This is a genomic window from Rhodopseudomonas sp. BR0G17, assembly GCF_010907025.1.
GTDB lineage: Bacteria > Pseudomonadota > Alphaproteobacteria > Rhizobiales > Xanthobacteraceae > Rhodopseudomonas > Rhodopseudomonas palustris_H.
In genome coordinates, this window is record NZ_QUML01000184.1 from 1 (window position 1) to 415 (window position 415).

General features: G+C 58.1%; 1 protein-coding gene. It reads left to right on the forward strand.

Features of this window, described 5'->3' with window-relative positions:
* Nucleotides 1-120: 120 nt before the first annotated feature.
* Nucleotides 121-415 (forward strand): hypothetical protein (locus DY467_RS25790; RefSeq protein WP_205502855.1); only part of this gene is annotated, 295 nt, incomplete at its 3' end.

Genomic DNA, 415 nt, shown 5'->3' on the forward strand with positions numbered 1-415 from the left:
GCAAATCATGGAGCAAGCAGCCGAGGACTGGCTGAAGAACCGGTCCTCGAAAAGGGAGACAATCTGAATGGAATCAGGTTCGCAATCGGCGGCAATTCTCGCGAGCGGGGTTTAAGGGTGATGGCGCCTGCACAGGAACGGATACTGACTATCGAAGAGGAAAAGGCGGTCGAGTTCGGCGAGCGCCTGGAAGTCGAGGTATCCGACCGTATTACCAGTTCGTCCCCAAGCGACGATGAATTGCAGGCCGCTTTCGCGGAAGTTGCTGGCGCCTACATTGTCCAGGACGGCGGAATGCCGGAGTTCGTACCGTGCTCGATCAATACCAAGGTTGGTCGCCAGCGCGTGAACGTGCGAGGTTACGCTCCGATCGACGATGCCGGCCCCGTGAGGTCTGTCCCTTATACACAGCCGA